At 72.7% G+C, this 26,260-nt stretch carries 27 protein-coding genes; 7 read left to right on the plus strand and 20 right to left on the minus strand.

Going from position 1 to position 26,260, the window contains the following annotated elements; translation table 11 throughout:
* Positions 1–26: 26 nt before the first annotated feature.
* From NX794_RS28540 to NX794_RS28555, 4 genes are all read right to left on the minus strand, one after another.
* Positions 27–1,085, minus strand: a complete 1,059-nt coding sequence (locus tag NX794_RS28540; RefSeq protein ID WP_258782126.1) for a PDR/VanB family oxidoreductase — start codon at positions 1,083–1,085, stop codon at positions 27–29.
* Positions 1,085–2,008, minus strand: a complete 924-nt coding sequence (locus NX794_RS28545) for a metal-dependent hydrolase (RefSeq protein ID WP_258782127.1) — start codon at positions 2,006–2,008, stop codon at positions 1,085–1,087. Before NX794_RS28545 ends, NX794_RS28540 begins: the two co-directional genes overlap by 1 nt.
* A 91-nt stretch (positions 2,009–2,099) precedes the next feature.
* Positions 2,100–4,007 (minus strand): hypothetical protein, encoded by a 1,908-nt coding sequence (locus NX794_RS28550; RefSeq protein ID WP_258782129.1) that lies wholly within the window; start codon positions 4,005–4,007, stop codon positions 2,100–2,102.
* A 58-nt stretch (positions 4,008–4,065) separates the two neighbouring features.
* Positions 4,066–4,563, minus strand: a complete 498-nt coding sequence (locus NX794_RS28555; RefSeq protein ID WP_258782130.1) for a tetratricopeptide repeat protein — start codon at positions 4,561–4,563, stop codon at positions 4,066–4,068.
* Between the two features lie 139 nt (positions 4,564–4,702).
* On the opposite strand from NX794_RS28555, the gene NX794_RS28560 reads away from it, so the two are divergent.
* Positions 4,703–5,095, plus strand: a complete 393-nt coding sequence (locus NX794_RS28560; protein ID WP_258782131.1) for a hypothetical protein — start codon at positions 4,703–4,705, stop codon at positions 5,093–5,095.
* Positions 5,096–5,175: 80 nt separating this feature from the next.
* Here NX794_RS28560 and NX794_RS28565 read toward each other — a convergent pair whose 3' ends face one another.
* The 8 genes from NX794_RS28565 to NX794_RS28600 all read right to left on the minus strand — a co-directional run bounded on the left by NX794_RS28565 (position 5,176) and on the right by NX794_RS28600 (position 13,408).
* On the minus strand, positions 5,176–6,675 hold the full coding sequence (locus NX794_RS28565) for a DUF1996 domain-containing protein (protein ID WP_258782133.1): 1,500 nt from the start codon (positions 6,673–6,675) through the stop codon (positions 5,176–5,178).
* 136 nt (positions 6,676–6,811) lie between these two features.
* Complete coding sequence (locus NX794_RS28570) at positions 6,812–7,465, minus strand: LuxR C-terminal-related transcriptional regulator (protein WP_258782135.1); 654 nt, start codon at positions 7,463–7,465, stop codon at positions 6,812–6,814.
* On the minus strand, positions 7,450–8,697 hold the full coding sequence (locus tag NX794_RS28575) for a sensor histidine kinase (RefSeq protein ID WP_258782136.1): 1,248 nt from the start codon (positions 8,695–8,697) through the stop codon (positions 7,450–7,452). The genes NX794_RS28570 and NX794_RS28575 overlap by 16 nt, the downstream gene beginning before the upstream one ends.
* Positions 8,698–8,728: 31 nt before the next feature.
* Complete coding sequence (locus NX794_RS28580) at positions 8,729–9,769, minus strand: NAD-dependent epimerase/dehydratase family protein (protein WP_258782137.1); 1,041 nt, start codon at positions 9,767–9,769, stop codon at positions 8,729–8,731.
* Between the two features lie 66 nt (positions 9,770–9,835).
* Positions 9,836–10,420 (minus strand): winged helix-turn-helix domain-containing protein, encoded by a 585-nt coding sequence (locus NX794_RS28585; RefSeq protein WP_258782138.1) that lies wholly within the window; start codon positions 10,418–10,420, stop codon positions 9,836–9,838.
* Positions 10,421–10,924: 504 nt separating this feature from the next.
* A complete protein-coding gene (glnII, locus tag NX794_RS28590) occupies positions 10,925–11,956 on the minus strand; it encodes a glutamine synthetase (protein ID WP_258782139.1) in 1,032 nt (343 codons plus the stop codon).
* A 337-nt stretch (positions 11,957–12,293) separates the two neighbouring features.
* On the minus strand, positions 12,294–12,920 hold the full coding sequence (locus NX794_RS28595; RefSeq protein ID WP_258782141.1) for a septal ring lytic transglycosylase RlpA family protein: 627 nt from the start codon (positions 12,918–12,920) through the stop codon (positions 12,294–12,296).
* 122 nt (positions 12,921–13,042) lie between these two features.
* Positions 13,043–13,408 carry an arsenate reductase family protein gene (locus tag NX794_RS28600; RefSeq protein ID WP_258782142.1) on the minus strand — a complete coding sequence of 122 codons (366 nt, stop codon included), beginning with the start codon at positions 13,406–13,408 and terminating at the stop codon, positions 13,043–13,045.
* Positions 13,409–13,571: 163 nt separating this feature from the next.
* On the opposite strand from NX794_RS28600, the gene NX794_RS28605 reads away from it, so the two are divergent.
* Positions 13,572–13,886: a hypothetical protein gene (locus NX794_RS28605; RefSeq protein ID WP_258782143.1), complete on the plus strand. Its 315-nt coding sequence runs from the start codon at positions 13,572–13,574 to the stop codon at positions 13,884–13,886.
* Positions 13,887–13,980: 94 nt separating this feature from the next.
* Here the strand turns inward: NX794_RS28605 and NX794_RS28610 are convergent, their stop codons facing one another.
* From NX794_RS28610 to NX794_RS28635, 6 genes are all read right to left on the minus strand, one after another.
* On the minus strand, positions 13,981–14,706 hold the full coding sequence (locus NX794_RS28610) for an alpha/beta hydrolase (protein WP_258782145.1): 726 nt from the start codon (positions 14,704–14,706) through the stop codon (positions 13,981–13,983).
* Between the two features lie 45 nt (positions 14,707–14,751).
* Positions 14,752–15,336 carry a PspA-associated protein PspAB gene (pspAB, locus tag NX794_RS28615; protein ID WP_258782146.1) on the minus strand — a complete coding sequence of 195 codons (585 nt, stop codon included), beginning with the start codon at positions 15,334–15,336 and terminating at the stop codon, positions 14,752–14,754.
* A gap of 40 nt (positions 15,337–15,376) precedes the next feature.
* Positions 15,377–16,306: a zinc metalloprotease HtpX gene (htpX, locus tag NX794_RS28620; RefSeq protein WP_258782147.1), complete on the minus strand. Its 930-nt coding sequence runs from the start codon at positions 16,304–16,306 to the stop codon at positions 15,377–15,379.
* A gap of 106 nt (positions 16,307–16,412) precedes the next feature.
* Positions 16,413–17,693: a hypothetical protein gene (locus tag NX794_RS28625; protein ID WP_258782148.1), complete on the minus strand. Its 1,281-nt coding sequence runs from the start codon at positions 17,691–17,693 to the stop codon at positions 16,413–16,415.
* A 68-nt stretch (positions 17,694–17,761) separates the two neighbouring features.
* Entirely contained in the window at positions 17,762–18,019 is a 258-nt protein-coding gene (locus NX794_RS28630) for an SCO2583/SCO2584 N-terminal domain-containing protein (protein WP_258782150.1), read from the minus strand.
* 72 nt (positions 18,020–18,091) lie between these two features.
* Positions 18,092–18,544, minus strand: coding sequence for a flavodoxin family protein (locus tag NX794_RS28635; RefSeq protein ID WP_258782151.1), 453 nt, complete (start codon positions 18,542–18,544; stop codon positions 18,092–18,094).
* A gap of 206 nt (positions 18,545–18,750) precedes the next feature.
* On the opposite strand from NX794_RS28635, the gene NX794_RS28640 reads away from it, so the two are divergent.
* On the plus strand, positions 18,751–19,257 hold the full coding sequence (locus tag NX794_RS28640; protein WP_258782153.1) for a DUF6023 family protein: 507 nt from the start codon (positions 18,751–18,753) through the stop codon (positions 19,255–19,257).
* Between the two features lie 151 nt (positions 19,258–19,408).
* Here the strand turns inward: NX794_RS28640 and glnA are convergent, their stop codons facing one another.
* Entirely contained in the window at positions 19,409–20,818 is a 1,410-nt protein-coding gene (gene glnA / locus NX794_RS28645) for a type I glutamate--ammonia ligase (RefSeq protein ID WP_258782154.1), read from the minus strand.
* 208 nt (positions 20,819–21,026) lie between these two features.
* Here glnA and NX794_RS28650 point away from each other — a divergent pair, with 208 nt between their 5' ends.
* A complete protein-coding gene (locus NX794_RS28650; protein WP_258782155.1) occupies positions 21,027–21,494 on the plus strand; it encodes an RDD family protein in 468 nt (155 codons plus the stop codon).
* A gap of 78 nt (positions 21,495–21,572) precedes the next feature.
* Here the strand turns inward: NX794_RS28650 and NX794_RS28655 are convergent, their stop codons facing one another.
* The gene (locus NX794_RS28655; RefSeq protein WP_258782161.1) at positions 21,573–23,219 is read right to left on the minus strand and encodes an FAD-dependent monooxygenase; all 1,647 of its coding nucleotides are present in this window, start codon (positions 23,217–23,219) and stop codon (positions 21,573–21,575) included.
* Positions 23,220–23,436: 217 nt separating this feature from the next.
* Between NX794_RS28655 and NX794_RS28660 the strand changes: the two genes are divergently transcribed.
* From NX794_RS28660 to NX794_RS28670, 3 genes are read left to right on the plus strand one after another with little or no spacing between them, the layout of a single operon-like run.
* A complete protein-coding gene (locus NX794_RS28660; protein WP_258782162.1) occupies positions 23,437–24,510 on the plus strand; it encodes a SchA/CurD-like domain-containing protein in 1,074 nt (357 codons plus the stop codon).
* 32 nt (positions 24,511–24,542) lie between these two features.
* A complete protein-coding gene (locus NX794_RS28665) occupies positions 24,543–25,001 on the plus strand; it encodes a cupin domain-containing protein (protein WP_258782164.1) in 459 nt (152 codons plus the stop codon).
* Positions 24,998–26,257 (plus strand): beta-ketoacyl-[acyl-carrier-protein] synthase family protein, encoded by a 1,260-nt coding sequence (locus tag NX794_RS28670; RefSeq protein ID WP_258782166.1) that lies wholly within the window; start codon positions 24,998–25,000, stop codon positions 26,255–26,257. Before NX794_RS28665 ends, NX794_RS28670 begins: the two co-directional genes overlap by 4 nt.
* Positions 26,258–26,260 lie beyond the last annotated feature (3 nt).

Below are 26,260 nucleotides of genomic sequence, written 5' to 3' on the forward strand. Positions count from 1 at the left end.
TACCGACCGGTTCCGGCCGCCGGAGATCACATGTCGAGCACCAGACGCTCGCCGCGGGCCCGGGAGACGCAGATCAGCATCGAGTCGCCGCGCTCCGCGTCCGTCAGCAGCTCGTCCCGGTGGTCGATCTCGCCCTCCAGCACCCGCTGTTGGCAGGTCCCGCAGAAACCCTGCTCGCACGAGTAGACGGTGTCCGGCAGCTCCCGCCGTACGGCGGCCAGCAGGGTGGAGTCGGCCGGCACGGTCAGGGTGCGGCCACTGCGCCGCAGTTCGACCTCGAACCCGGCGTCCCCGTCGCCCGAGGCGCGCGGCGCGAACCGCTCCAGGCGCAGGGCGGCGCCCGCGGGCAGCCGGGCCTCGACCGCCGCCATCAGCCCCTCGGGACCGCAGCAGTACACCGCCGTCCCGGCCGGCACCCCGGCCAGCAGCCCGTCCAGGTCCGGCAGGCCGTCCTCGTCCTCGGCGACCACCGTGAGCCGGTCCCCGGCCAGCTTCGCCACCTCGTCGAGGAACGGCATCGACGCCCGGCTGCGCCCGCCGTACAGTAGCCGCCACTCGGCGCCGGCCGGCAGCGAGCGCAGCATCGGCAGGACCGGGGTGATGCCGATACCGCCGGCGACGAACACGTACGCGTCCGCCTCGACGAGCGGGAACCGGTTCCGGGGGCCGCGCACCTCCAGCTCCATGCCCTCGGCCAGGTGCTCGTGCACCTCGCGCGAGCCGCCCCGGCCGTCCTCGACCAGCCGGGCGGCGACCGTGTAGGAGGAGCGGTCCGCCGGGTCCCCGCACAGCGAGTACTGCCGCACCAGACCGGACGGCAGCACCAGGTCCAGATGCGCCCCCGGTTCCCAGGCGGGCAACTGATCGCCCTCCAAGCGGAGTTGTACGACCCCGTCGGCGATCTCCTCGTGCGAGGTGAGCAGCAGCCGCAGCGCCCGGGAGCGCGGCCGGCCGGAGATGGGCGGGTCCAGCGTAGGCAGCGGCCACAGCGGGGAGGTCCGCACCCGGCGGCGCAGGGCCCGGCGGCTCAGCAGGGCGGCGCCGCCCGCGAGCAGGACGGCGGCGGTCGTCCGCGCCTTCGGCATCACAGGGTCCCTTCCACGGACTTCATCGACTGCTCTGCCTGTTCGGCGGCGCGTGCGGCGGGGGAGGAGGCCAGATAGGCCACGGCCTGCGCGGTGGAGCACTCGTGGGAGGGGTGGTAGCCGCGGCTGAGGTAGCGCGGGATGGACTTCAGCATGTCCCCGGTGGCGGGCAGGGTGCCCTGCCGGCCGCGCACGTGGAAGTCCTTCAGCGAGGCATTGGGGGCGGTCAGGGTCGGGTCGTGCTCCAGGAAGAAGCGGACCCCGCGCTGCCACAGGAAGACCAGCGCGCTGAAGGCCGTCGCCCAGGTGCGCACCCGGCGCCGGTAGCCACCGTCGAGGTGCGCGAACAGGTCGAAGGCGACCGAGCGGTGCTCGACCTCCTCGGCGCCGTGCCAGCGCAGCAGGTCCAGCATGGTCGGGTCGGCGCCCCGCCGGTCCAGCTCGGCCGCGTTGAGCACCCAGTCGCCGAGGAAGGCGGTGTAGTGCTCGATGGCCGCGATCAGCGCCACCCGCTCCAGCAGCCACCAGCGGCGGGCCCGGCCCGGCGGCAGGGTGCGGTCACCGAGCAGCTTCTCGAAGAACCAGTCGACCTGCGCGGTGTACGGCGTCGGGTCCAGGCCCTGTTCGCGCAGGTGCGGCAGGACCTCGTCGTGGGCCTGGGAGTGCATGGCCTCCTGGCCGATGAACCCGACGACGTCCGCGCGCAGCCGGTCGTCCGTGATCAGCGACAGCGCCTGCTTGTACACGTGCACGAACCACCGCTCGCCGGCCGGCAGCAGCAGGTGCAGCACGTTGATGGTGTGCGTGGTGAACGGGTCGCCGGGCACCCAGTGCAGCGGTGTGTCCTCCCACGAGAAGGACACGTTGCGGGCCTTGAGCGCGACGCGCTCGGACTCCACCGGCCGGGCCTGCGTGTTAGACATGGCGTCAATGTACTGACGGGTAGGGCGTCTGAGAAGCCCTCCGGCCCGTCTTGTTCACGTCCGTGTCAACAGCGTCCCGGTCCGGCCGGGCTCAGTGCAGCCCGCTGACCGACCGCCCGTTCGCCAGCGTCGCCTTCAGGTCGGCGCGCGCCCCCTGCTCCGCCCTGGCCGCCAGCAGCGGCCCCTGGCCGGAGGCGATGACCCCGCCGGTCGACTGGATCGTCGCCGTGTCCTTGCCGCCCGCCGCCAGCAGGTACCAGTGCCCGGCCGCCGACTTCCACAGCACCCCGGCCAGCACGTGCGGATCGCGCGGACCGCAGGCCGGCACGTCGGTGCCCTTGGCGACGACCGCGCCGGCCGCGCCGCCCGGCGTGTGGAACTGGGCCAGCGCCGCCGTGCCGGCACCGCGCCAGGTCTCGGCCCGGGTGCACACCCAGTCGCCCGCCCCGCTGCCGTCGGGCAGCGGCTGCGCCGCGTACGCCCACGCGTTGACGCTGCGGACGCCGGACGAGCGCTCGGTCGCCAGGGAGCAGGCGAAGGGCGCCCATGCCTTGAGCGCCTCGGCGCCGGACACCTCGCCGGTCGCACCGGGCCGGCCGGCGGTGAGGTGGACCGGCACCAGCTCGCCGAGATCGGAGGACACCTGCGTACCGGAGGCGTCGGTGACCTGGAGCGCGGTCCAGGACGTGCAGTCGCCGGACCGGAGCGCGGGGCTGGCCAGCGGCGCGGTGACGCCGTTGGTGACGGTCAGCGGAACCGGGGCCGAACCGGGCTTCGTCAGGTCCCGGGCCGCCGCCTTCTTCACCCAAGGGGCGAGCAGGTAGCGGACGTTGCCGTCGGCCCGGCCCAGCACCAGCGCGCTCGCCTCCGCGCCGGTCGCGCCGTCCACCCGGGCGAAGTCCAGGGCCGCGCCCTCGGTGCCGTCCTTGGGCTCGGCGTAGCGGACGATGCGCAGGCCGTCGTAGAGGATCACCAGCCGCGCGGTGTCGACCACGCCCGCGTACAAGAGCTGCGGCGGGCCGGCCGGGCCGCCGGTCTGGGTGCCGGGTGTCGCCGAGACCTGGACCTTCTCGCCGGGGCGGGCCCAGACGGCGAGGGCACGGCGCAGCAGTGCCTTGTCGCCGGTGAGCGGGCCGCGCGCGGGCCACGCCGTGAAGTCGGTGCGGGCCGCGTCCTGCCAGGCGGTGGGAGAGACCTTGGTCAGCCGGCCGGGGTCGAGGGCGGCCTCGGCGGACGGGTTCTCGGCGTACGCGGGCGCGGCGGCGCCGTCCGGGCCCCAGCCGCCGCCCGGCAGGACGACCAGCGCCCCGCACACCGCGAGCGCGGCGGCTGCGGCGAGCGCGGCCTTGGTGTGCTGGCGGCGGCGCGTCAGGTCGGTGGGCCGGGCCTGGAGCGAACAGGGGTCGAACTCGGCGGAGGTGAGCAGGCCGGGCTGGGCCGGCACCCCGTTGGCGGAGGCCAGCGCGCCGCCCGGGTCGTCCACCCCGGCGCCCCTGAGGACCTTGTGGGCGGCCGAGTCGGACAGCTCGTCCAGCTCGCGCAGCACATAGGCGGCGCGGGCCGGTGCGGACAGGACCGACAGCCGTTGGTCCAGGGCGAGTTCGTCGGCGCCGCCGGAGCGCGGGAAGAGCCGCAGCCCCCACACCTGGGGCAGCAGCGGGGGCAGCTGGGACAGCCGGGGCAGGCCCTTGCGGGGGCGGGCCGCCTCCAGCGCCGCCCGCAGCACCCGCTCGCGCAGATACGCGTACCCCGGGTCGGTGTCCCGGCCGGTGGTCTGCGCCGGGACCAGGGCGCGCTGCTTGCGGCCGCGCGGCAGGGCGCGCTGGGCGAGGGCGTGTGCGGTCAGCACCCGGCGGCCCCGGCCGAGGTCCGGCGGCAGGACCAGGTAGGCGATCCGGACCAGGCGCGGGTAGTGCTCGACGAGCGAGGCCTCCGCCTGCTCCAGATCGACCGGTCCGGCGGCGGGTGTGTGACGCGGGGCTACATCCTGTGACTGCACGTCCGGGAGAACGAGCGAACCGGTGGGAGGTCACCCCCGGACGAGTGACCGGCGCCGGCTACTCGGTCAGTGCGCGGGCGTAGTTGGCCATCGACCGCTGGTAGCGAGGCAGATGGGGGGCGAGGGCGCCGAGGACCAGGGACAGACCTTCGCGGTCGCGGCCGAGGCCGGACAGGCACAGGGCGAGACAGGCGCGTACCGCGTCGTCCAACTCGTCCGATGGCGCGTCCAGTTCGGGCCTGAGCAGCGCGACGCCCTCCGCCGCCTGTCCGGTGTTGCGCAGCGAACTCGCGAGCTGGATCTTCGTCCGGCGGCCCCGGTACCCGTCCAGGCCGCGCGCCAGCGCCTCCCGGTACAGCGGCACCGCCCGGTCCGAGTGGCCCGTGGAGTCCCAGGCGCAGGCCTGCTCGAAGGGGCCGAGCGGGCTGCCGGCGGGCAGTTCGGCCACCAAGGCGTCGATCAGCGCCCGGAACTCGGCGGCCCGCTCCCGCGGATAGGCGCCGGCGTCGAAGGCGGCCCAGGCGGCGGCCACCCGGTCTTCCCAGTTCTGGTCCATCGCGTCACCCTCGCACATCCGCGCACACCCCGGCCGGGGAATGTTGAGCGGACCGCGCGTGGCAGCCGTATCCGATGGACGGGGTCCCGCGCCGGGGCCCGGACGCGGCATGCTTGGTTCACCAGGACCGGAGGAACAGATGAGGGTGCAGGGACTGCTGCTCGGTGCGGCGGCCGTACTGGCGCTGGCGGGCTGCGGCGCGGGCGGTGATGCCAAGGCGGTGCCGCCGACCGCCACGGGCAGCCTGGAGAGCCTGGCCGCCGAGGTGAAGTGCCGGCCGAACATGCAGACCGACGCCGACGAGATCCGCCAGGCCCTCTGCCGTACCGGGCAGGGCAGGTTCGTCCTGGCCACCTTCGCCACCGACCGCGGCCAGCGTGAGTGGATCAACGACGCGAAGGACTACGGCGGTCACTACCTCGTCGGCCGCAAGTGGGTGGCCGTGGGCGACGACGGGGTGGTGGAGTCGCTGCGCGGCACGCTCGGCGGCGATGTGGAGCAGGGCGCCGACCACCACGCGCACGGCGGCTGACCGGCTCCGGGCGCGACGAAGGCCGGCGACGGGAGGGGGGTCCGTCGCCGGCCTTCTGCTGTGGGGGCCGGATGCGCGGGTCAGGCGCAGTTCTGGCCGCGGTTGAGGCAGTTGGCGATCTTGTTGGCCAGGTTGCCCCGGGTGACGCTGATGAAGTCGTCGTGGTCCGTGGCCGCCTTGTGCAACTGCTCCGGGAAGCCGTCGACCGCGTAGGCGTTCTTCACCTGTCCGTTCCGGACCGTGGGCGGCGTGATGTCGTACACCAGCCGCATCGTCAGCTGCGGGATCGCCTTGAAGCCGTTGCCGCAGGCGCCGCTGCCGGGATCGGCGAAGGCGACGTGCGTACGGTGGTTGGCGCTGTCGATGTTCTGCCCGTCCCAGCAGCTCTGGAAGGCGAAGGTGCGCACCACCTTGCTGCCCTGCGGGCAGACCGGGTACTGCTGGGTGAGCTGGACCCGGTTCTCGAAGCCGGTGCAGCTCCAGTGCGCGTTGGCGTTGGCCAGACCGTTGGTGGTGGTCTTGGCGTCACCGGTGATGATGCGCAGGAACTGCGGCATCGGCACGACCTTCCCCGCCGGGCTGCCCACGTACGTGATCTGGGCCCGCACCGGGGTGAGGATCTTGCCGACGTTGCCTTCCTTGCCGCCGCCGTCGCTGTTCTGGTCGAAGTCCTGGCTGCCGTCCTGGATCCTGACCACGGGCCAGTAGTACGACGACAGGTCACTGCGGTTCTGGCAGCTGGTGCCGCCCTGGAGGAAGGTCTGGTTGCCGGCGAAGGCGTTGACCTTCTGGTTGCCGACGTAGTCGTGCAGGTGGTGCGCGCCGTTGGCGACACCGGGTGCCACGATGACGTTGTCGGTGTTGTGGTTCTTGTTGGCGTTCACCCCGCAGCGGGTGGTGAAGGTGCCGGTGGAGGCGCCGCGGGTCCGGGACGGCTTGCGCTGGACGTTCGGCGCCACCTTGGTGATGTCGACGAAGTCGGCGGCGACGGGGCCGTTGCCGGCCTGCCCGCCGATGTTCGGCTGCTGCTGGCCGTTGCCGTTCTGCTGCCCGCCGTTCTGCTGCCCTCCACCCTGCTGCTGGCCGCCCCCCGTGGTCTGATTGGGACTCTGCGCGGTGCAGTTGGCGAGTGTGTCCAGGTCGGTCGGCGCGGTGCCGCCGACGCGGGTGATCTCCAGCCTGATCCGGTCGAGGATCACTTTCCGCCGCTGCTGGAGCGGTTGCAGGATGGAGTTCTGCACGAAACTCGCGTCCCTGGTCTGCGCGTCCCGCGTGGTCGCGAGCCGCTGGTAGGCGTCGGTGATCTGGCGGTCCAGGTTGGCCAGTTCGCCCGCGACCTCGTTCCGGGCCCGGTACGGCACGTTCGTCAGCTTCTGGCCGACGTCCGGGCAGGAGATCGTGGCGACCTTGGCCTGCGCGGCCTTGGTCTGGTCGCCTCCCCAGGACTGGTGGCCCGACTCGTGCGCCGAGGCGTAGAAGTTCGCCCAGATCAGCCCGCCCCCACCGAGCGCTAGGGCCGCCGATGCGGCAATGGCCTTGGTGGCCAGCGGCGTACGGCGTTTGCGTGTGTTGCGTCCCATGGAACTCCTCTGACTTCCTTGCGGGGCAGCATCGGGGCGCCCGACAGGAGTGAAGCGGCGCCCTTCCATACGCGCGCCGCCCCGGAGGTGTTCATCCGTCCCGTGAATTACTCGGCGTACCAGCCGAGTTGGCAGGTCAGCGGTCCTGGTCCAGATGGGCCAGCACCGCGAGCACGCGCCGGTTGTCGTCGTCCGACACCTCAAGGCCCAGCTTGGCGAAGATGTTGGAGGTGTGTTTGGCGACGACCCGCTCCGTCACCACCAGCTGCGCGGCGATGCCCGCGTTGGAGCGGCCCTGCGCCATCAGCTCCAGCACCTCCCGCTCGCGCGGGGTGAGCCGGCCGAGCGGCTTGTCCGCGGCCGACCGGCGGGCCAGCAACTGCTGGATGACCTGCGGGTCCATGGCCGTACCGCCCGCCGCGACCCGCCGTACGGCGTCCACGAACTGTTCGGCGTCGAAGACCCGGTCCTTGAGCAGATAGCCGATCGCGCCGTCGCCGTCGGCCAGCAGCTCGCGCGCGTAGAGCTGCTCCACGTGCTGGGACAGGACCAGCACCGGGAGGCCGGGGCGCCGCTTGCGGGCGGCGAGCGCGCACTGCAGCCCCTCGTCGGTGTGCGTGGGCGGAAGGCGGACGTCCACCACGGCGACGTCCGGCGTCAACTCGGCCAACGCACGCGTCAGTTCGGGTCCGGACTCGACGGCGGCGGCGATCTCGAAGCCGTAGGCCTCCAGCATCCGGACCAGACCGTCCCGCAGCAGGAAGAGGTCTTCGGCTAGGACAACACGCACGGGATCTCCATGGTCACCATGGTGGGGCCGCCGGCGGGGCTGCTGACGGCCAGGACGCCGTCGAATGTACCGAGCCGTCGCTCGACCCCGGCGAGCCCGGAGCCGGCCACGACCCGCGCCCCGCCCCCGCCGTTGTCGGTGACCGTGATCCGCAGCATGCCGTCCGTGTGGTGCAGGTCGGCCCAGACCCGGTCGGCACCGGCGTGCTTGACCGCGTTGGTGAACACCTCGCTGACCGCGAAGTACGCCGCCGACTCCACCGGCGCCTCCGCGCGCCCCGGCAGGTCCACGCTCACCTCGGCGGGCAGCGGCAGCCGCAGCGCGAGCGCCCGTACGGCGTCGCCGAGCCCGCGTTCGGCCAGCACCGGCGGATGGATGCCCCGCACCAGGTCGCGCAGCTCCTCCAGGGCGTCGGCGGAGTTCCGGCGGGCCTGCGCGAGCAGCCTCCTGGCCTGGGCCGGGTCGCGTTCCACCAGCATCTCGATGGTGCCGAGGTCCATGCCCATGGCCACCAGGCGGGCCTGCGCCCCGTCGTGCAGGTCGCGTTCGATGCGGCGCAGTTCGGCGGCGGAGGTGTCCACGGCGTCGCGCCGGGTCTCGGTCAACACCCGCACTCGCTCGGCGAGTTCGCGCTCGTCACCGCCGAGCATCCGCCTCACCAGCTCGAAGTGCGCGGTCAGCAGGCGCGGGGCGTACCGGTAGGCGGCGACGAGCAGCAGGGCGGCGAGGACGACGGCGGCGAGCGAGGTCGGCGCGTCGTGGACGGGCAGGAAGAGGTACCAGTAGGTGTCGCCCCCGCCGGACACCCGCAACTGGAGGGGCTGGAAGACCAGCACGGCCGGCAGCAGCGCGGTGGCGAAGCCGGCCGTCGTGTCCACCGGCAGCCACCGCAGGTCCCGCCGCACCTGGGGGTCCCGCAGTTGCGTGACGATGCGGGTCCAGGGGCCGGCGACGGCCGGGACCGGCTCGTACACCACCGGGATCCTTATCCCGCACCATTCCGCCGCCAGCCGCCTGCGCACGTCCGCCAGGGCGCGGACACCGGTCAGGAGCGCCGGGGTGGTGACGAGCCCGATGCCGAGCGGGATCAGCGCGAAGGAGAGGGGGGTGAGGAGCAGGAGGACCACCCCGCACGGCAGCGCGGTCACGGCCAGTGTCAGTCCCCGGACGGCGGCCAGCAGCACCTCGCGGAGGCGGGCCCGGACGGCGGTGCTCGGCATCTCGGTGTTCATGCCGTCAGTCTTGCCGACGGCTTCCCGCGCGTCAGTCGTCCGAGGCCCCCTCTCCGGGGGTGGTGCCAGGTACACCCTCCACCCCCGCGAGGACCTTCGCCTCCACCTCCGGGTCGAGCCCGGGAGGGGTACGGTCGGGCCGCTGCGGCGCGGTGCCGCCGAGGTCCGTCAGCCAGCGCCAGGTGTCCGCGACGGTCTCGCCGACCGGCCGGCACGCCAGACCGGTGGCCAGCGCCGGGGACACGTCGGCGCGGTGCACGCCCGCGTACCCCTCGCTCTCCGGCGGCAGCCAGACCGGCAGCTGCGTCCACGGCTCGATCCCGGCGCCGAGGATCACCTCCGGGTCCGTCCAGCGCAGTTCGGCGGCCGAGCCGGTGACGCGAACGCAGGCCGCCAGCAGCTCGCCCATGGTGCTGTGGCCGGGCGGGGCGGCCAGGTCGTACGGCCCGCTCAGCTCCCGCGCCACGGCCCCGGTGATCCAGCCGGCCAGGTCGCGGACGTCGATGAACTGCACCGGGAGCGTCCGCGGGCCGGGCGCGAGGACGGGTCCGCCCCGGGCGATCCGGCCCAGCCACCAGGGCAGCCGCCCCACGTTCTCGTACGGCCCGAGGATCAGCCCGGCCCGCACCAGCAGCGAGTCCGCCGCGCCGAAGGCCTCCAGCGCGGCCAGTTCACCGCCCCGCTTGTCCCGCGCGTAGTCGCTCGCGCCCGCGTCGGCGGCGGCGCCCTCGACCAGGCTCCCGGCGCCGGTGGCCGGCCAGGGCCAGGTGTACACCGACCGGCTGGACACGTACACGTACCGCCGGGCGCGGTCCCGCAGCAGCCGTGCCGCGTCCAGCACGGTGCGGGGTGCCCCCGACCAGGTGTCGACCACGGCGTCCCAGGTGCCGTCCGACGCCGCGAGGGCGGCGAGGCCGTCCGGTGCGGTGCGGTCGCCGTGCAGCGACCGCACCCCCGCCGGTGCCGGGTGCCGTCCCCGGTGGAAGACGGTCACCTCCCAGCCGCGCTCGCGCGCCGCCGCCACCACGGCCCGCCCCGCGAACTCCGTTCCGCCCAGCACGAGAAGTCTCATGCCGGTGATCGTGCCCGGTCGGGGCGTCCGGCGGTACGGCGCTCTGCCCAGGGCAGAGCCGGGGGATCAACGGCCGGTCGGCGGGGTGTACTTGTAGCCGACCCGGCGCACCGTCTGGATGGCCTGGCGGTGCTGGGCGCCCAGCTTGCGGCGCAGCCGGGCGATGTGGACGTCGACGGTGCGGCCGTCGCCGACGTGGCCGTAGCCCCACACCGTGGTGACCAGCTGGTCGCGGGTGTGCACCCGGTTCGGGTGCGCCACCAGGTGGGCGAGCAGCTCGAACTCCAGGTAGGTGAGGTCGAGATCGCGGCCGTCCACGCCGGCGGTGCGCTGTACGGAGTCGATCCGCACCAGCGGCTCGCCGCCGGCCGCCGGTCCGGTGCCCGCGTCAGCCGCCTGGTTGGGTACGGCAACCGGGAGGAACGGGGGCTGCTGGTCGGCGGGGACCAGCACCAGGTAGCCGACCATCGGGGGCCGGCCGGGCAGGGCGGGCAGGGTGTGCTGCGGTGCGGGCAGCCAGGTGGCGCCCGGGGGCAGGAAGTCCGCGACGTCCACCACCTCGTCCCGGTCGACGGCGCGCAGCCGGTGCCGGGTGCCGTTCGGGGTGGGGGCGGTCAGGGCGGCGGTGGGCAGGGAACGAGTGGTCGCCATGAGAGGTCAGCTCTTTCGCGCGAGGAGTTCGTCGGGCGGGACGGCGGCCGCGATTCGTGGTCGGGCGCACCGAGGGGACGTACGTCGTGTCGCGCTGGCCGAAGGCCGGGGTGTACGGCTTTAGCGGGCCGGCGCGTTCGTCGCGCGGCAACACACCCGGTCGAAGTCGTGGTGCTGACGGGAAGGCCAGAAGGGCTCAAGGTCGTGGCGACCCGTCGCGGAGTTCCTCTGGAAGCTGGCCATGGGCCCATTGAAGCAGACAAGGCCGCCGGGCAGGACCCTCCTCTCACTGCTTGGACGCCTCCTTGGCGTGAAGTTGACGTTGGGTGCGGCCGGACCCGGTTCACAAGCCGCTGGTCAGCGGCTTTCGTCCACTCAGGGTGTCCGGATCGCTGTCTCGGCATACGGACAGGGGCCTGGGTCGGGGTGCGCGCGGAACGCCCGGAGGGGGCGCCCGCCGGTGTGGCGGGCGCCCCCTTCACGCATGGTCCGCGGGTGCCGGGATCAGACCTGGCCGGCCTTCTCCAGGGCCGAGCAGCAGGTGTCCACCAGCAGGCGGGTCACGGTGTACGGGTCCACGTTGGCGTTCGGACGGCGGTCCTCGATGTAGCCCTTGCCGTCCTTCTCCACCTGCCACGGGATGCGCACCGAGGCGCCGCGGTCGGAGACGCCGTAGGTGAACGTGTCCCAGGGCGCCGTCTCGTGCAGCCCCGTCAGGCGGTCGTCGATGCCGGCGCCGTAGTTCTTGACGTGGTCCAGCGGCTTCGAGCCCTCGCCGAGCGACTCGCACGCGGTGATGATCGCGTCGTAGCCCTCGCGCATGGCCTTGGTGGAGAAGTTGGTGTGCGCGCCCGCGCCGTTCCAGTCGCCCTTGACCGGCTTCGGGTCCAGGGTCGCGGAGACGCCGAAGTCCTCGGCGGTGCGGTACAGCAGCCAGCGGGCCACCCACAGCTGGTCGGAGACCTCCAGCGGGGCGAGCGGGCCGACCTGGAACTCCCACTGGCCGGGCATGACCTCGGCGTTGATGCCGGAGATGCCGAGACCGGCCTTCAGGCAGTTCTCCAGGTGGGCCTCGACCACGTCACGGCCGAAGATCTCGTCGGCGCCGACACCGCAGTAGTAGCCGCCCTGCGGGGCCGGGAAGCCGTTCTCCGGGAAGCCGAGCGGACGGGTGCCGTCGAAGAAGGTGTACTCCTGCTCGATGCCGAAGACCGGCTCCTGCGCGGCGAACTCCGCGGCGACCTCGGCCAGCGCGGCCCGGGTGTTGGACGGGTGCGGGGCCATGTCCGTGGTCAGGACCTCGCACAGCACCAGCACGTCGTCGCCGCCGCGGATCGGGTCGGGACAGGTGAAGACCGGCTTCAGCACGCAGTCCGAGGCGTGGCCCTCGGCCTGGTTGGTGGAGGAGCCGTCGAAGCCCCAGATCGGCAGCGCGTCCAGACCGGCCTGAGTACCCGTGATGATCTTCGTCTTGGAACGGAGCTTGGCCGTCGGCGCGGTGCCGTCGATCCAGATGTACTCAGCCTTGAAGGTCACGGGGCCACATCCTTAAGCGTGGGTCGGGCGCCCTCGCGCGTACCGCTGCGCTGCGGCCCGGGGGCACCGCTCGATCTGCCGAGCAGCCTGTCAACAGGCCGTTTCCCACCCATTGCCCGAGTGTGAACCCCGTGTTACCGGGTGTTTTTCCGGCCGGTCCCCTCTTGTGGGGCGGGGCCGGGCGGGGTATGGGCGGCCTCGGTCGCGGACGACGAGGTGACGGCGAAGCGGCCCCCGGACCGAGCGAGCAGGCCGGCGACCGTCACCCCCGTACGGTCGCCGGCCCGGCCGACCGGCTGGACGAACCTGGCCGGCCACCTGGTCGGTTTCCCGAGTCTCACCCCACCTTCTCGATGACCGCGCGGCGGATGAGCAACTTGCCGGGTTCCCGGACCTGCTCGAAGGCCGCGTTGTTGAGCAGTACGCAACTGCCGGACGGTGACGTGACCTTGACCGTCGTGGACTTGTCGTTGTCCAGGTTGGTCACCTTCAGCGTGGTGCCGGCCGGGAACCGGCCACTGGACGCGGCCGGGGCGCCGCCCTCGCCGGACAGCGTGACGGTGGACCCCTTGCAGACCTGCTGACCGGTGCCGGTGCCGGTTTGCTTTCCGGCGGCGCCCTGCCCCGACCGGGAGTCCTGAGCCGACTCCCCAACGGTGCAACCGGACGCCTTCTGCTGGACCTTGATCTGCGCGATGACCGCCTCGCGGTTGGCGATCCGGGCCGCCGACTGCGCGTCGGGCTTCGCCTTCTGGTCGTCGATGAACCGCTGGTTGTTGCCGAGGGCGGTGGCGAGGCCCTGGCAGACGGTCGAGTCGCCGGCCGACAGCGTCTTCGCCTCCGCCGGAGACTGCGACGCGTTCGAGGTGCCGGCCAGCGCGAAGGCCCCGCCGCCCGCCACCGCCGCGGCACTGACGAGCAGCGCGATCTTCTTCTTCGTACCGAGTGTTCTCCTGCGCGACATGCGCGCCTCCTGAAAGAGCCGGGGGAGCGTACGCCGCTATGTACGAGATGCCGAACGAGGTTACTCAGTCGTTACCGTGCGACCTGAAGTAACCTGCGTCACACGGGAGTTGCCCGACCGCGTCACCTGCTCCGGGACAGCGCCTCCCGTACGGCCTCCTCGGTGCGGGCCACCACGGCCGTACCGTCGTCGGCGGTGATGATCGGGCGCTGGATGAGCTTCGGGTGCGCGGCGAGCGCGGCCACCCACCGGTCCCGCGCCCCCGCGTCCCGGGGCCAGTCCTTCAGCCCCAGTTCCTTCGCGGCCGCCTCCTGGGTGCGGGTGATGTCCCACGGCTCCAGGCCCAGCCGGTCCAGCACGTCCCTGATCTCGTCCTCGCCCGGCACGTCCTCCAGGTACCGGCGCACGGTGTACTCGGCCCCCTCGGCGTCGAGCAGACCGAGTGCGCCGCGGCACTTCGAACAGGCCGGATTGATCCAGATCTCCATGCCTCCCACGCTACGCGAGAACCGTTCTCACCCCAGGTCACAGCGGCCCCGAAACCCTTGTGGCCAGGGGCTTCTGTCAGTGGTGGGCCGTAGAATGGAAGCAGTGTTCGAGGGCATCGCCGGACTCTCCCGGCGGTGTCCTGACCGCGACAGGAGGATGCCCGTGCCCGCTGCCGCCCTGCGGACGAAGCCGTCGCCGACCCAGTCCACCGCGCAGCACCCCGTGCTGTTCGACTCGCCCTACCAGCCCCCGACGAAGCGCCCCCTGCCCGCCGGCCGCCCGCGTGACTGGTACGTCAGCCACAACCGGCGTCTGAAGGCCATGCGCCTCGCCATAGCCCTGCTCGACTCCGGCATCTACCTGCCGGCCCAGGCCCACGACGAGGCGATCCGCGACACCGCGGCGGAGCTGGGGATGCGTCCGCCGTCCGGCACGACGTGCCACATGGTGCGCGCGTTCATGCGCTACAGCCGCTGAGCCGCTGAGCCGCTGATGCGGTGATGCGGTGATGCGGTGATGCGGTGAGCGGATGCCGGGTGCCCTTCCGTGCGGATCGGGCACCCGGCATCCGTCACTTCGCCCGGGCCGGCGTCTCCAGCAGCGCGGCCACCAACTCCCGCCGGTCCTCGGCGTGGTCGCGGTACCACAGCCCCAGGAAGTGGTCGGCGCCCGGCAGTTCGAGCCGGGTGTACGCGGCCTTGGCCGACACCGCGTCCCGCACCGCCCGGGTCACGTCCGGCGGGATGATCGTGTCGTCCCCCGGCACGACCAGCACCGCCCGGCCCTCGTACGAGGCGAGCGCCGACAGGGCCGGAGAGTCGCGCCAGGTGTCCGGCGTCCGGATGACCTCGCTGAAGCGGCTGTCCCCGGTGCCGAAGGGCAGGTCCCAGGCCTCGGCGGCGTAGACGGCGGGCGCGCACAGGCCGAGGGCCGCCACCCGGCGCCCGTAGTGCCCCGCCAGGTCGGCGACGGTCTGGCCGCTCATGCTGAAGCCGACCAGCACCAGCGGATCGTCCGCCGGCGCGTGCGCGTCCAGCACCGACACGGCCTGCTCGAACCTGCGCCGGAGACTCAGCTCGGCCGGCGTGCCGCTGCTCTCGCCGTGCCCGGAGAAGTCGACCGCCAGGGCCAGACACCCCTGCCGGGCGAACTCCTCGGCCAACGGCACCAGCCGCTCCTTGCTGCCGTTGCCGGCGCCGTGCAGCAGCAGGACGGTCGCCCGGCCGGGGGCGCCGACGGCCACCGCGTCCAGCCGCTCGCCGTCGGTGTCGTGCGTGAAGAAGGAGAGTTCCGCCATGGACGCCATTCACTCACGCCCGGAGCCCCGCCCGGCGAACCGGGGTCACAGGCCGGGGGCGCCCCACACCGGGAACCAGCGGCCGAGGTCCTGCTCGATCCGCAGGTCGTCGCCGAGGGCCGCCCTCACCCGCAGTTCCAGCGCGTTGTCCCGCCGCTCGCCGGCGCCGGGCAGCGGGGCGAAGGGGTAGAAGGTGCCGCGTTTGTAGAGGTAGACCAGGGCCAGTCGCCGGCCCGCGTCGTCGGTGAAGTCGGCCAGGGAGCACAGCAGCTGGGGGCCGAAGCCGTTGACCTCCATGGAGCTGTTGACCGCGTGCAGGTCGTTGACCAGCTGCGGCAGCTGGTCCGGGGTGCGGCGCGAGACCAGCCAGGAGTAGCCGTACCCGTCCTGGGCCAGCTCCACCGGCGGGCCGGTGCGGTCGGCGTCGGCGTCCAGCAGCGCCTGCACCTCCCGGTGGGTCTGCTCGAAGGCCGCGCCCTCCACCGTGGCGAAGCACACCGCGCCGGTGCCGGTCGGCGTGAAACCGGCCGCCGCCTGGAGGGTGACGGCCGCCGAGGGCAGCGCGAAGAGCCGGTCGAGATCGGGCGCGACGGGTTTCGTACGGCCCAACAGGATGTCCAGCAGCCCCACCGCTCACTCCGCCTTCCCGAGCGCCCGTCCGTGCTCCGTCTCAGTGTCCCTCGGACGCCGCCCCCGGCCGCGCGGCCTCGCCCAGCTCCACCGACATCCGGCCGAGCTGCGCCAGCCGCTGCTCCAGGGTGGGGTGCGTGGAGAAGAACCGCTCGATGCCGGGCTCCTTGCCGATGGCCGGGGTGAAATAGAACGCGTTGAACGCCTGGGCGGTGCGCAGGTCCTTGGTGGGGATCCGGGCGATGTCCCCGGTGACCTTGGTGAGCGCGGACGCCAGCGCCGAGGGCCGCCCGGTGAGCTGCGCCGCCGCCCGGTCCGCCGCCAGCTCCCGGTAGCGCGACAGCGCCCGGATCAACAGGAAACTGAGCGCGTACACGGCCGCCGAGACGCCCATCACGGTGACGAACACGAGGGCGGTGTTCTGGTCCCGGCGGCCCCCGCCGAACAGCTGCGAGTAGAAGGCGAACCGTACGATCAGCCCCGCGATCACCCCGAGGAACGAGGCGATCGTGATCACCGCGACGTCCTTGTGCGCGACGTGCGACAGCTCGTGCGCGAGCACGCCCTCCAGCTCGGCCGGCTCCAGCCGGCGCAGCAGCCCCGTGGTCACACAGACCACCGCGTGATCGGGGTTGCGGCCGGTCGCGAACGCGTTCGGCATGTCCATCGCGGACACCGCCACCACCGGCTTCGGCATGTCCGCGATCGCGCACAGCCGGTCCACCACCGCGTGCAGCTCGGGATACTCCTCCCGCTCCACCACCCGCCCGCGCATCGCGAACATGGCGATCCGGTCGGAGAACCAGAACTGCGCCACGAACATCGCCCCGATCAGGACGACGACCAGCAGCCACGACTTCAGCAGCACGATCAGCGCGGCGACGAACCCCACGTACAGCAGCCCGAGCAGGAACAGCGTCAGGCCCATCCGTACGGTCAGCCGACGATCGCTCCGGAAGCGACTCCGCATCTCACACCACCCCGCACTCAGGCACTCGGCCCCGCTGTCCAGTGTGCACCCGCCGACTCCCATGGAGCCCTCCCGAACGGCCCTAGGAGCGGCAAAGGTCCCTGCCTCAGCACCCCCGGGCGACGACCTGCCCGGCCCGCTCGCGCAGCCGTTCGTCCGGGTCTTCGAGCAGTGCGCGGGCCGCCCGCAGCCGTACGGCGTGGCCGTGCGCGGCGAGCAGCCGCCAGGCCGAGACCCGCTGCCACCGGGGCCGGGCCGCGTCCAGCCGCTCCAGCAGCCACTCGGCCGGCAGCGCGCCGGCCGACGGCAGCAGCGCGAGCGTGGCCTCGCCGGCCACACCGGGAGCCGGGTCGTCCAGCAGCCGCCGCATCCGCGGCACGTCCGTCACGCCCAGCGCCCGCAGCCCGCTCACGGCCCGCGCCCGCACCCCCGGCACCGGATGCTCCAGCAGTGCCCACAACAGACCGGCGTCCGCGCGCTGACCGCACTCGCCGAGCCCGACAGCGGCCCCGGGCGGCAGCGCCGGGTCGGCCGGGTCGGCACAGCGGGCCCGGTACCAGGGCAGCGGATCCCGCCCGTGCTGCCGCAGGACGTACCGCGCGCAGGCCCGTACCGGGGCCGACCGGTCCGCGAGGAAACCCACGGCCCGCTCCGGCAGCTCCAGCCGCCGCAGCGCGGTCACTCCGGCGGCCCGGGCCCGCGGGTTGCGGGCCCCGAGCAGCGCCTCCAGCACCTCGTCCGCGCCCTCCGCGTCCCGGCCCGGGAGACCGGCGAGCGCGGCGTCGGCGCACCGGCCCTGCACGACGGCGTCCTCGTCCCGGGCCGCTGCCCGCGCCAGCTCGGCGGGGGAGAGGGCGCCCCACTCGATCGCCCGCTCGTGGGCGTACCGGCGAACGGCGCGGTCGGCGCAGGTGAGCAGCGGGGCCAGCCGCTCCCGGGAGGCCCCGCGCAGCACCCGGCCCAGCAGACCGAGGGCATGGTCCCCCTCCCGCCGGCCGGCGAGCCGCAGGATCAGCGGCGCGAGCGGTACGGCCGACTCCGCGTCCAGCGCCTCGGCGAGCCGCTCGCGGGCCCGGTCCCGCACCGGCTCCGCCCAGTCGGCACACCGTACGACGACCAGCGCGAGCAGCGCCGGACGGCCGGCGGCCCGCTCCAGCGCCCGCTGCCGTATCCGGCCGTCGTGGTGGCACAGGGCGAGGGCGAGCCGGTCGTCGTCGATCGGGACACCGTCGCGCAGGGCGGCGCTCAGGGAGCGCCCGGCGATCTCCGGCGGCCGGTGGTAGGTCTCCGACCGGGCGGCCTGGTCCAGCGCGAGCCAGGCCCCCGGGTCGCGGCTGTCGAAGAGGTCGAAGACATCGACCGGCGCGACCCCATATCCCTCACGCATCTCGGCAAAGCCCCTCATCTTCTCCACTCTTCTCGACTCTTCTCGACCTTCTCGGCGGGAGGATCTCCTCAGGAGGCGGAGCGCAGCTGCGCCCACCCCAGCAGGACGATCACCGCGGCGACGCAGCCGAGTACCACCGCCGTGGAGACCCAGGACGAGCGGCGTGGGCCCGCCGGGTCCGGGTCGGCGCGGAAGGGGGCCGGATTCGGCGGGTTCTCCTTCCAGCGGGCGGCGAGCATCCGGGCCCGGGCCGAGGGTTCCTTGTACTCGGCCGAGTCCGCCCAGGCGTGATCGAACTCGTCCTGCCGGTCGTCCTGTTCCGCCATCCCCGTACACCTCTCTCGAAGGTCTCCCGACAGTAGGAAGGGCGGGAGCCGGGAAAGGTTGCACGGGACACGTCACCCGTCGAGTCCCTCGGCGAAGGCCCGGGCCGCCGCGAGGTCCCGCCCGTCCGGGCGACCCCGGTGGATGCCGCCGACCAGACGGAACGGCGCCCAGGTGTCGTGCCCACGGCACCCGAAGGCGCCGGCGTCCTCGTACCCCTTGCCCCGGAGCGTCCGGACGAGAGACCGGGTGAGGAACGGCCGCTCGGGAAGACCGCAGGTCCAGAAGAGGAACCCCCGCCCACTCCGCCGTACCGGCAACGCGGCGACGAACCGGCGCAGCTCGGGGTGGAAGCGCTGATTGAAGATCCCGGACCCGAACCCGACCAGGTCGTGGGCCGCCAGCTCCGCGGGGCCCACTTCCCCGGGCGCGACCACCTTCGCCCCCAGCACCTCCGCCATGGCCTCGGCGACCCTCCGGGTGTTCCCGTGCGCGATGGACGTGCAGATGATCAGGGCTTTCGTCACGGTGATTCCTCCTGGTGTACCCACGGCCGCCTCTGGAGAGAGGACCGGACAGGCACCGGGAATGTGACAGTGGCGGGAACGGGGAGACCTCGGCGCGTGGGCCCAACAGCCTCGCATCACCGGTACCGTTCCCCTTTCAGGACCTGCGGTGGTGTCGGGATCGCGCACAGATCGGCGACGCTGCCCACGTCGGAGACCGGCTGGAAGTGTGGGAAAACCTCTTCATGATCTCCTTTGGTTCACGGGCCTGGATCACCGGATGCACCCTGGCGGCGTCGGCGCTCACGCTGGCCTCCTGCACCTCCTCCAGCCACGACACCCACGCCTCCGACCGTCCGTCGCCGACGGCCGGCCGGTCCCGGCCGGCGACCGGCCCCTCGGAGCAGCAACTCACCGAGCGGGCTCAGGAGGCCCTCGCCTCGGTCCACACCGGTCACATGCTCGAATCCGGCACCGAACGCGTGTCGGACGGCGTCCATACCGAACCGAACGTGAAGCCAGGCAAGACGTACAAGCTCAGCCTGGTGTGCTTCGGCAGTGGTAGCGCGCGCCTGTCGTTCTCGCCCGCCGGCACCGGATCGCAGGCCGAGCTGCCGTGTGATCGGTCCGTGGTTCAGCAGCGGATCACCGCGCGGAAGCAGCGGCTGCACGTCGATGTCGACGGCTCCAAGGGATCGAGTGGCGTCATCGCTTGGCAGATCGATTCGGTCTGAGCCCCTCCTCGCCCGGCTTCCTGCCCGTTGATGAGCCGACCCGGAAGGCCGGTGGCCGAAAGACCGTTGGCCGGCCCTCCCACGTGGGAGGGCCGGCCAACGGCTCGCAGACGGCTCAGAGGGGCAGCACCCGCTCTGACCCGGGGCGGAATCACACGTCGAAGTACAGCTCGAACTCGTGCGGGTGCGGGCGGAGCTGGAGCGGGGCGATCTCGTTGGTGCGCTTGAGGTCGATCCAGGTCTCGATCAGGTCGGACGTGAAGACGTCGCCCTGGAGGAGGAACTCGTGGTCGGCCTCCAGGGAGTCGAGGACGGCGCCGAGGGAGGTCGGGACCTGGGCGACGTTCGCGTGCTCCTCGGGAGCCAGCTCGTAGAGGTCCTTGTCGATCGGCTCGGCCGGCTCGATCTTGTTCTTGATGCCGTCCAGGCCCGCCAGCAGCAGCGCGGAGAAGGCCAGGTACGGGTTGCCGGAGGAGTCGGGCGCGCGGAACTCGACGCGCTTGGCCTTCGGGTTGGAGCCCGTGATCGGGATACGCATCGCGGCCGAGCGGTTGCGCTGCGAGTACACCAGGTTGATCGGCGCCTCGAAGCCCGGCACCAGACGGTGGTACGAGTTCACGGTCGGGTTGGTGAAGGCCAGCAGCGCCGGGGCGTGCCGCAGGATGCCGCCGATGTAGTAGCGAGCGGTGTCCGACAGGCCCGCGTAACCGGCCTCGTCGTAGAAGAGCGGGTCGCCGCCCGACCACAGCGACTGGTGCACGTGCATGCCCGAGCCGTTGTCACCGAAGATCGGCTTCGGCATGAAGGTCGCGGTCTTGCCGTTGCGCCAGGCCACGTTCTTCACGATGTACTTGAAGAGCTGGAGGTCGTCCGCGGCGGCCAGCAGCGTGTTGAACTTGTAGTTGATCTCCGCCTGGCCGGCGGTGCCCACCTCGTGGTGCTGGCGCTCGACCTTCAGGCCGGACTGCTCCAGCTCCAGGGAGATCTCGGCGCGCAGGTCGGCGAAGTGGTCGACCGGGGCCACCGGGAAGTAGCCGCCCTTGTAGCGGACTTTGTAGCCGCGGTTGTTCTCGACGGCGCCGGTGTTCCAGGCGCCCGCCTCGGAGTCGATGTGGTAGAACGACTCGTTCGCCGAGGTGGCGAAGCGGACGCTGTCGAAGACGTAGAACTCGGCCTCGGGGCCGAAGTACGCGGTGTCGGCGATACCGGTCGACGCCAGGTACGCCTCCGCCTTCTTCGCCACGTTGCGCGGGTCACGGGAGTACTGCTCGCCCGTGATCGGGTCGTGGATGAAGAAGTTGATGTTGAGGGTCTTGTCCCGGCGGAACGTGTCGACACGGGCCGTCGACAGGTCGGCACGCAGCGCCATGTCGGACTCGTGGATGGCCTGGAAGCCGCGGATCGACGATCCGTCGAAGGCCAGCTCCTCGTCCGGGTCGAACGCCTCGACGGGCACCGTGAAGTGCTGCATGACGCCCGGCAGGTCGCAGAAGCGGACGTCGACGAACTTGACGTCCTCGTCCGCGATGAACTTCTTGGCCTCGTCGGCGTTCTGGAACATCCAGCTCCTCCTACTCCCGACCGTCCGCGCCGGGGTGGTAGATCGTTCGTGCGGCCAGTGCGGTGGCACACGCTGGTCTCGACCCTAGGGATGGGTGATTTCTCGGGCGTGACCCGTTTGTTTCGCAGAAGTTAACCGGCCACGCGGACAGCGGGTACCCGCCACCCCGCCGTGTACTGCCCGGAACCGGGCACAGTACCGTGGTCGGGTGGACAACAGGCAGGCAATGGGATCGTGGCTCTCCGGCCCGCGCGCGGCCATGGAAGAGGCCGGCGCCGACTTCGGGTACCGCGGTGAGCAGCTCGGTCTCCCCGAGGACGGCCCGAACTCGATCGCCCGGCCGGGGCGGCGGCTCGGCGCCCTCGCCGTGGACTGGGCGATGAGCGTACTGATCGCATACGGCCTGATCACGCACGGCTACACCCCCGCTACCAGCAACTGGGCGCTCGGCGTCTTCTTCGTCCTGAGCGTCCTGACCGTCGGCACCATCGGCTCCACCCCGGGCAAGCGCCTCTTCGGCATCCGGGTCGTGGCCCTCGGGACCGGCACCGTCAACCCCGGTCGCGCCCTGCTGCGCACGGTCCTGCTCTGCCTCGCCATCCCCGCCCTGGTGTGGGACCGCGACGGCCGCGGCCTGCACGACCGGCTCGCCAGGACCGTCGAGGTACGGATCTGACCGGTACCGGCGTCACCGACCGGAACGAGGGCCACCCCGCGGGGTGGCCCTCGTCGTGTCCGGGCGGCTGCCGGTGGCTCAACGCCGGTCCAGTACCGCCCCGAGCACCGTCCGCAGCTCCGCCTCCGCGTCCGTCGCCGCGTCCGTGGCCCGCCAGGCGACGAAGCCGTCCGGGCGGACCAGTACCGCGCCGTCCGCGTTCGTGCCGTGTTCCGTCGCCCAGTCGGTGCCCTCCGTGTCGTAGGTGAGGTCGGCGTCCGGGCCCGTGCCGATGCGGTAGGCGTCCAGTCGTACCCCGTCCGCCTCGGCGATCCGGCGGGCGGCGGTGTGCCAGGCGCTGCCCGCCGGTGCGGCCGCGTCGCTGAGCAGGACCATCGAGCGCTCGTAGAGGTCGAGCGTGGAGAGGCGTTCGCCCGACCGGCGCAGCCACAGGTGCGGGGCGCGGCTGCCCGGCCGGCCGGACAGGTTCATCCCTTCGGGTACGATCGGCTGGTCCGGGTCGGCGCCGAGGACCGCGCCCTCGGGGTAGCGGTAGCCGAGGACGATGTTGAGGATGCCGCCGCGCCGGCCGGCGCCGATGCCCGGGGCCGGGGCGAAGCCGGGGTGACTGTGCTCCACCGAGCGGGCCGAGGCGCGGGCGCTGGTGGCCTCCGCGACCGGGCGGCGCTCGGTGTCGTACGTCTCCAGCAGGCCGGGGCCGGCCCAGCCGTCGAGCACCGCGGCCAGCTTCCAGGCCAGGTTGTGCGCGTCCTGGATGCCGGTGTTCGAGCCGAAGGCGCCGGTCGGGGACATCTCGTGGGCGGAGTCGCCGGCCAGGAACACCCGGCCGGACGCGTACCGTTCGGCGACCCGTTCGGCCGCCCGCCAGGAGGCCTTCCCGGTGATCTCCACGTCCAGGTCGGGCGAGCCGACCGCCCGGCGGATGTGCCGCTGGAGCCGCTCCTCGGTGAACTCGTCCAGGGTTTCGCCGAGTTCGGGGTGCCAGGGGGCGTGGAAGACCCAGTTCTCCTTGTTGTCGACGGGCAGCAGGGCGCCGTCGCCGTCCGGGTCGGTGAGGTAGCAGCAGATGAAGCGCCGGTCGCCGACGACCTCGGCGAGCAGCTTGGAGCGGAAGGTGACGCTCACGTTGGCGAACAGTTCACCCGGACCGCTCTGGCCGAGGCCGAGCCGGCCCCGGACCGGGCTGCGCGGCCCGTCGCAGGCGACCAGGTAGTCCGCGCGGACGGTGTAGAGCCGGTCGCTGTCCCGGTCGCGGACGTACGCCGTCACTCCTTCGGGGTCCTGGGAGAAGGACTCCAGCTCGTGGAAGTAGCGCAGGTCGCCGCCGAGCGCGCCGGCGCCGCGCACCAGGACCGGCTCCAGGTCGTTCTGGCTGCACAGGCACCATTTCGTCGGGCTGAACCGGGCCAGGCCACCGCCCGGGTCGATCTCCCGGAACAGCCATTCGCCGGCGTCTCCGACCAGCGTCGGGGCCTGCAGGATGCCGTGGTTGTCGGCGAGGAGAGAGGCCGCCGCCTTGATGTCCGGCTCGATGCCGGCCGTCCGGAACAGCTCCATCGTGCGGACGTTGTTGCCTCGGCCACGCGGGTGGATCGAGGTGCCGGAGTGCCGCTCGACGAGCAGGTGCCGTACGCCTAGACGGCCGAGGAAGAGGGACAGGGACAGGCCCACCAGAGAGCCGCCCACGACGAGGACGGGAACCTGGTGATCGGCTTTCTGCTGCATCAAGAACTCCTGAGGCAGTGGTGGGGGGTGTGGGGCGTCTCGCAGGTTCCATGCCCTCTGGGAGGGCATCCGCGTGCTCATTCACCCGCGTGATCACCCACGTGGTTCACGCGAGTCGCGCGCACCGGGGGACCGGCACAGGATCGAGAAGCGCTGACGTCGCGTCACCGGCGGCCGGCGTTCGCCTCTGCCCCTTGCGAAGGAGATGTGCGCAGCAATGACCACCACGACCGAGAAGGTCTCCCAGCCGTCGACGCGACAGGTGTCGAAGAGGGTCTCCCAGTCCGTGTTCGACGGCTCCCGCCTGAGGGTCGTCCTGCTGGTGGACGTGTACGACGGTGCCCAGCAGCAGTTCCTGGAGGCCTACGAGGAGATGGGCAAGCAGGTCTCGTCCGTCCCCGGGCACATCAGCGACCAGCTGTGCCAGTCCATCGAGAACCCCTCCCAGTGGCTCATCACCAGTGAGTGGGAGAGCGCCCCGCCGTTCCTCGCCTGGGTCAACAGCGAGGAGCACGTGCGGATGGTGCAGCCGATGCACAGCTGCATCCGGGACACCCGGTCGCTGCGCTTCCACATCGTCCGCGAGACCGGCGGCGAGGCGGCGGGCACGGAGCGCCGGCTCCAGACCGCCCCGCGCATCGGCGACGGCGTGATCCGGCACGCCATCACCTTCACCGTGAAGCCGGGCAGCGAGCAGAAGGTCAAGGAGATCCTGTCGGACTACGCCTCGCCCGAGGCGCGGGTCGACGAGCGGACCCGGCTGCTGCGCACCTCCCTCTTCATGCGGGGCAACCGCGTCGTCCGCGCCGTCGAGGTACGCGGCGACCTGCTCGCGGCGCTGCGGCACGTGGCCCGGCAGCCCGAGGTGCGGGCCGTCGAGGAGGCCATCAACCCCTATCTGGAGCAGGACCGCGACCTCAATGACGAGGAGTCGGCGCGGGTGTTCTTCACCCGGGCGGCGCTGCCCGCCGTCCAGCACCTCGGCGCGGACGAGGAGGCCGAGGGCGAGCGGTACGCGCTGTCCTACCCGGCCCGCTCCGGCCGCGGCATGGAGGTCGCCGAACTGCTCGCCCGGCAGGACGAGGCGGCGGCGGAGGACCCGGACAGCCCGGTCCTGCGCAGCACGATCTTCCAGCGCGACGACGTCGTCGTCCGCCTGGTCGACGTCCGCCCCGGCCACGGACCCGAGGCCGCCCTGCCGAAGTCCGCCCCCGCCCCGCTGACGGCCCTGCTCGACGGCGCCGCCGCGCGCATGGACTTCGTCACCGACCGCCGCTCCCCGGACGCCTGACCCCGCCGACGCCCACACCCACGGAGGAAGTCGTGATCAAACCCCTTCCGAAGATCATCGACCTGAGCGAGACCGAGCCCAACACCAAGCGCGGCGGCGACCTGCGCGCCATGCTCACCCCGGCGACGGTGGGCTCCACCAGCGGCTTCATGGGCCTGGCCATCGTGCGGCCCGGCGACCGCATCGGCGAGCACTACCACCCGTACTCCGAGGAGTTCGTCTACGTCGTCTGCGGCGACCTGGAGGTCGACCTGGACGGCGAGCCGCACCCGCTGCGCCCCGAGCAGGGGCTGATGATCCCGGTCAACATGCGCCACCGGTTCCGCAACGTCGGCAACGTGGAGGCGCGTCTCGTCTTCCACCTCGGTCCGCTGGCCCCGCGCCCGCAGCTCGGGCACGTCGACACCGAGGAGACGTCGGTCATCGGCGCGGCGGCCGTCGCGACCGAGCCGGCCCGGGCGGGCGCCGACCGGGAGCAGGTCCGGTCATGACCCGGCGCGTGGCGGTCACCGGCATAGGCATCGTGGCTCCGGGCGGGATCGGCGTGCCGGCGTTCTGGAACCTGCTCGCCGACGGCCGTACCGCGACGCGGGGCATCACGTTCTTCGACCCGTCCGGGCTGCGCTCCCGGATCGCCGCCGAGTGCGACTTCGATCCCACCGCGCACGGCCTTGACGCCGAGCAGGTCGAACGGGCCGACCGGTACATACAGTTCGCCCTGGTCGCCGGCGCGGAGGCGGTCCGGGACTCGGGCCTCGACCTGGGCCGGGAGGACCCCTGGCGGGTCGGCGTCTCCCTGGGCACCGCGGTCGGCGGCACCACCCGGCTGGAGCACGACTACGTGCTGGTCAGCCATGGCGGCGAGCGCTGGGACGTCGACCACGCCGAGGCCGAGCCCCAGCTGCACCGGGCGTTCACGCCGGCCACCGTGGCCTCCGCGGTGGCGGAACGCTTCGGCGCCCAGGGCCCGGTGCAGACCGTCTCCACCGGCTGCACCTCCGGCCTCGACGCGGTCGGCTACGCCTTCCACGCCGTCCAGGAGGGCCGCGCGGACATCTGCATCGCGGGCGCCTCGGACTCCCCGATCTCCCCGATCACCATGGCCTGCTTCGACGCGATCAAGGCCACCTCCCCGAACAACGACGACCCCGCGCACGCCTCCCGGCCCTTCGACAACAACCGTGACGGCTTCGTCATGGGCGAGGGCGGCGCGGTGCTCGTCCTGGAGGAGCTGGAGCACGCCCGGGCCCGCGGTGCCCACGTCTACTGCGAGTTCGGCGGCTACGCCACCTTCGGCAACGCCTACCACATGACCGGCCTGACCAAGGAGGGCCTGGAGATGGCGCGGGCCATATCCACCGCCCTCGACCAGGCGCGGCTGGACCCGACGGCGATCGACTACGTCAACGCGCACGGCTCCGGCACCCGGCAGAACGACCGCCACGAGACGGCGGCCGTGAAGCGGGCGCTCGGCCGGCACGCCTACGACACCCCGATGAGCTCCATCAAGTCCATGGTGGGGCACTCCCTGGGGGCCATCGGCGCCATCGAACTGGTCGCCTGCGTGCTGGCCCTCGCCAAGCAGGCCGTCCCGCCGACCGCCAACTACGAGACCCCCGACCCCGAGTGCGATCTGGACTACGTCCCGCGCGTGGCCCGCGAACGCAAGCTGTCCAGCGTGCTGTCCGTCGGCAGCGGGTTCGGCGGCTTCCAGTCCGCGGTGATCCTGACCCGGCCGAGGGAGTGAGGA

This window comes from Streptomyces pyxinicus (assembly GCF_024753135.1).
Taxonomy (GTDB): domain Bacteria; phylum Actinomycetota; class Actinomycetes; order Streptomycetales; family Streptomycetaceae; genus Streptomyces; species Streptomyces pyxinicus.

Excerpts from the sequence above, each read along its gene's own strand:
- NX794_RS28540 (WP_258782126.1), bottom strand. The coding sequence starts at position 1,085 with ATGCCGAAGGCGCGGACGACCGCCGCCGTCCTGCTCGCGGGCGGCGCC.
- NX794_RS28545 (WP_258782127.1), bottom strand. The coding sequence starts at position 2,008 with ATGTCTAACACGCAGGCCCGGCCGGTGGAGTCCGAGCGCGTCGCGCTC.
- NX794_RS28555 (WP_258782130.1), bottom strand. The coding sequence starts at position 4,563 with ATGGACCAGAACTGGGAAGACCGGGTGGCCGCCGCCTGGGCCGCCTTC.
- NX794_RS28560 (WP_258782131.1), top strand. The coding sequence starts at position 4,703 with ATGAGGGTGCAGGGACTGCTGCTCGGTGCGGCGGCCGTACTGGCGCTG.
- NX794_RS28565 (WP_258782133.1), bottom strand. The coding sequence starts at position 6,675 with ATGGGACGCAACACACGCAAACGCCGTACGCCGCTGGCCACCAAGGCC.
- NX794_RS28575 (WP_258782136.1), bottom strand. The coding sequence starts at position 8,697 with ATGAACACCGAGATGCCGAGCACCGCCGTCCGGGCCCGCCTCCGCGAG.
- NX794_RS28580 (WP_258782137.1), bottom strand. The coding sequence starts at position 9,769 with ATGAGACTTCTCGTGCTGGGCGGAACGGAGTTCGCGGGGCGGGCCGTG.
- NX794_RS28585 (WP_258782138.1), bottom strand. The coding sequence starts at position 10,420 with ATGGCGACCACTCGTTCCCTGCCCACCGCCGCCCTGACCGCCCCCACC.
- NX794_RS28595 (WP_258782141.1), bottom strand. The coding sequence starts at position 12,920 with ATGTCGCGCAGGAGAACACTCGGTACGAAGAAGAAGATCGCGCTGCTC.
- NX794_RS28600 (WP_258782142.1), bottom strand. The coding sequence starts at position 13,408 with ATGGAGATCTGGATCAATCCGGCCTGTTCGAAGTGCCGCGGCGCACTC.
- NX794_RS28610 (WP_258782145.1), bottom strand. The coding sequence starts at position 14,706 with ATGGCGGAACTCTCCTTCTTCACGCACGACACCGACGGCGAGCGGCTG.
- htpX (WP_258782147.1), bottom strand. The coding sequence starts at position 16,306 with ATGCGGAGTCGCTTCCGGAGCGATCGTCGGCTGACCGTACGGATGGGC.
- NX794_RS28625 (WP_258782148.1), bottom strand. The coding sequence starts at position 17,693 with ATGCGTGAGGGATATGGGGTCGCGCCGGTCGATGTCTTCGACCTCTTC.
- NX794_RS28630 (WP_258782150.1), bottom strand. The coding sequence starts at position 18,019 with ATGGCGGAACAGGACGACCGGCAGGACGAGTTCGATCACGCCTGGGCG.
- glnA (WP_258782154.1), bottom strand. The coding sequence starts at position 20,818 with ATGTTCCAGAACGCCGACGAGGCCAAGAAGTTCATCGCGGACGAGGAC.
- NX794_RS28655 (WP_258782161.1), bottom strand. The coding sequence starts at position 23,219 with ATGCAGCAGAAAGCCGATCACCAGGTTCCCGTCCTCGTCGTGGGCGGC.
- NX794_RS28660 (WP_258782162.1), top strand. The coding sequence starts at position 23,437 with ATGACCACCACGACCGAGAAGGTCTCCCAGCCGTCGACGCGACAGGTG.
- NX794_RS28670 (WP_258782166.1), top strand. The coding sequence starts at position 24,998 with ATGACCCGGCGCGTGGCGGTCACCGGCATAGGCATCGTGGCTCCGGGC.